2 protein-coding genes are annotated in these 3,381 nt (G+C 72.0%); both read right to left on the bottom strand.

Going from position 1 to position 3,381, the window contains the following annotated elements:
• Window positions 1-99: 99 nt before the first annotated feature.
• Window positions 100-1,458 carry an FAD-linked oxidase C-terminal domain-containing protein gene (locus G6022_RS00125; RefSeq protein WP_182609515.1) on the bottom strand — a complete coding sequence of 453 codons (1,359 nt, stop codon included), beginning with the start codon at window positions 1,456-1,458 and terminating at the stop codon, window positions 100-102.
• Window positions 1,455-3,381, bottom strand: a 1,927-nt coding sequence (locus G6022_RS00120; protein ID WP_182690850.1) for an MMPL family transporter, incomplete at its 5' end; no start/stop codon positions are given. The genes G6022_RS00125 and G6022_RS00120, both read right to left, overlap by 4 nt.

The following is a 3,381-nucleotide window of genomic DNA, read 5'->3' as shown; positions in this document are numbered from 1 at the left end:
GGCGGCGGCGGCGGCGGCGGCGGCGGCGGCGACCACAACAACGTCGACGACGACGAGGTCGCGCAGTAGCCCCGCGAGCGGACCGCCGCCCCGGTGACGTCAGAACATCGTCCCCGGGTTGAGGATCCCCTGCGGGTCCAGCGCCGTCTTGATGCGGCGGTTCAACTCCATCACGTCCTCGCCCAGCTGGGCGGGCAGCCACGGCGCCTTGAGTCGTCCCACGCCGTGTTCGCCGGTGATCGTCCCGCCCATCCCGATCGCCAGGTCCATCACCTCACCGAACGCCGCCTGGGCCCGGTGGGCGCGGTCCGGGTCGTCGTCGGCCAGCACGATGATCGGGTGCGTGTTGCCGTCACCGGCGTGGGCGACCAGGGCGATCGGCACATCACGCCGGGCCGAGATCTCCTCGATCCCGGCGACCAGCTCGGGAAGCGCGGGCAACGGCACGCCGACGTCCTCGAGGAGCAGCGTCCCGGTCTTGCCCAGGCTGGTGAACGCGGCCCGACGCGCGACCGTGAACTGCTCCCCCTCCTCGGGATCGTCGGTCGCGAACACCTCGCTCGCGCCGTGGGTGCGGAACGCCTCGGCCATGAACTCCGTCTCGGCCGCGCGGTCGGGTCCGGTGAGGTCGGACTGGGCCAGCAGCATCGCACCGGCCGAGGTGTCCAGGCCCATCCTCAGGTCCGCCTCGACGGCCCGGATCGAGACGTTGTCCATGAACTCGAGCATCGCCGGGCGGATCCGGCGGGTGACGGCCAGGACGGCGTCGCTGCACGCCACCACGTCCGGGAAGATCCCCACCACGGTGGAACGGGGCGGCTGTTCGGGGATGAGCCGCACGATGATCTCGGTGACCACCCCCAACGTGCCCTCGCTCCCCACGAAGAGCTTGGTCAGGCTCAACCCGGCGGTGTCCTTGAGCCGCGCGCCGCCCAGTCGCACCGCGGTGCCGTCGGCCAACACCACCGTCATCCCGAGGACGTAGTCGGTCGTCACCCCGTACTTCACGCAGCACAGACCGCCGGCGTTGGTGGCGATGTTGCCGCCGATCGAGCAGATCTCGTACGACGAGGGGTCCGGCGGATACCAGAGTCCGTGCTCGGCGACGGCCCGCTTGACCTCGACGTTGAGCAGACCCGGCTGGACTGTCGCGGTGCGGGTGACCGGGTCGACGTCGATGTCGCGCATGAGCTCGGTGGACAGCACGATCCCGCCCTCGACCGCCGTCGCTCCCCCGGACAGCCCCGAACCGGCCCCCCGCGGGACCACCGGCACGCCGTGCGCACTCGCCCAGCGCATGACCTCCTGCACGTCCCCGGTCGACCGCGCGCGCACCACGGCGAGCGGCATCCCCGGGGCCGGGGCCTTGGCCCAGTCCTGGCGGTATCCCTCGAGCACGTCCGCGTCCGTGAGCACGGAGGCGGTGTCGAGGCGGGCACGGAGGTCGTCCAGGATCATGACCCGAACCTACGACGAACCCTCCCGGATCCGCAGGCGGTCGAACACGGCCCGTAGCGGCCGTGGAGCCCACCAGTTGGCCTCGCCGAGCAGGAGCATCGCACTCGGGACGAGCAGCAGCCTGATGACGAACGCGTCCACCAGCACGGCGAGCGCCAATCCGAGCCCGAGCAGCCGGACCACGCTGATCCCCGAGGTACCGATGGCGAGGAACACCACCGCCACGAGCACCGCCGCCGCCCCCACCACGGGGCGGTGCGGGAGACCCCGTCGACCACGGCCCGGGTGGTGTCGCCGTGGCGGTCGTACTCCTCGCGGACCCGGGAGAGCAGGAACAACTGGTAGTCCATCGACAGTCCGAAGGCCAGGCACGCCATCAGTAGGGGCGAGGAACTGTCCACCACCCCCGTGGCCGTCACGCCCACCAGGTCGGCGAGATACCCCTCCTGGAAGACCAGGACCATCGCGCCGAAGGTCGCGGTGAGGCTCAGCGCCGCCATGACCAGCGTCTTGAGGGTGACCAGCACGCCACCGGTCAGCAGGAAGACCAGGGGCAGGACCACCGCCATGACGAGCAGGGCGACCGGGAGCGCCCGGTCACTGATCGCCTGGCGGGTGTCGACGTCGTCGGAGTAGGTTCCCGCCACCGGCGCGGGTGCCACCACCTCGCGGACACGCTCGGCGAGGTCCTGTTGCTCCGGTTGCGTCAGACCCGGGGCCGTCACCACCTCCACCGCCGCGACGGAGCCCCGCCTCAGGTCGGGGTCACCGGGACCCACCACGAGCCCGTCGGACAGGGTCTCATCCGGTCCCCGCGTCGCCGCCACTCCGTCGATACGCGACACCCGCTCCGCCAACACCCCGGGATCGACCCCGTCCGCGAGGATCACCAGGGGATCGGATCCGAGGTCCGGACGCTCGTCGCGCAGTCGCTCCGCGGCCACCCTGGACGGGGCGTCCTTCGGCAGGACCCTGTCGTCGAGAGTGCCCAGCCGGAGGCCGAACGCGGGCGTCAGCAGGATCAACAGGAGCGCCGACACCCCCAGCGCCACCGCCACCGGGTGCCGGCGCGACACCCCGAGCATCGCCGTCACCGAACGGCCGGGGCGGGTCGGGTCGACCCGTCGCACGGACCACGCGTCGATCCGCCGACCGAGGACCCGCAGGACCGGGGGCAGGACCACCAGGGTGAGGGTGGCGACCAGCACCACGACCGCGACACCGGTCATCGCCATGGATCTCAGGTAGGGCGTGTCCACCGCCGTGAGCGCGGCCAGACACAGGCCGACGGTCACCGCCGAGATGACGATCGTCCTCCGGCACCGGCGCATCGTGCGGGCGACGGCCTCAGGTGGGTCCGCGCCGTTCGCCAGTTCCTCGCGGAACCGGGTCACCACGAGGAGGCTGTAGTCGATCGAGAGCCCCAGCGCCAGGCCGATCACCAGGTTGAGGGCGAACACGGACACGTCGATCACGTGCACCAGGCCGGACAGGACGACGAACGACGAGAGCATGGCGAGCACGCCGATCGCGACCGGGACCGCGGCGGCCACCACGGAGCCGAAGAACAGCACGAGCAGGACGAGGGTGACCGGGACGGCGATGAGCTCGGCGCGGGTGAGATCCTCCCGGGCGATGAGGTCGTCCTCACGCAGCACCTCGGCCCGGCCGGTCAGCTGCCTCTCGACGCCCTCGCCGGGCGGGGGCAGGGCCTCACGGAGCTCGTCCAGCGTGCGTCTGGACTCGGCGTCGTCGCCGGACAGCACCGCGCTCACCACCGTGGGCCCGTCCCCCGGCGCCGGCGACACGGTCACGCGACCCACTCCCCCGGCACCCGACAGGAAGGACGCCACCGCCTCGCCCTCACGGGCCACTGCGGCGGACTCCGCACCCGAGACCAGGACGATCAGATCGGGGGTGCCC

It is taken from the genome of Dietzia sp. Cai40 (assembly GCF_014145165.1).
GTDB classification, from domain to species: domain Bacteria; phylum Actinomycetota; class Actinomycetes; order Mycobacteriales; family Mycobacteriaceae; genus Dietzia; species Dietzia natronolimnaea.
This window is presented reverse-complemented; position numbering and strand designations above follow the sequence as displayed.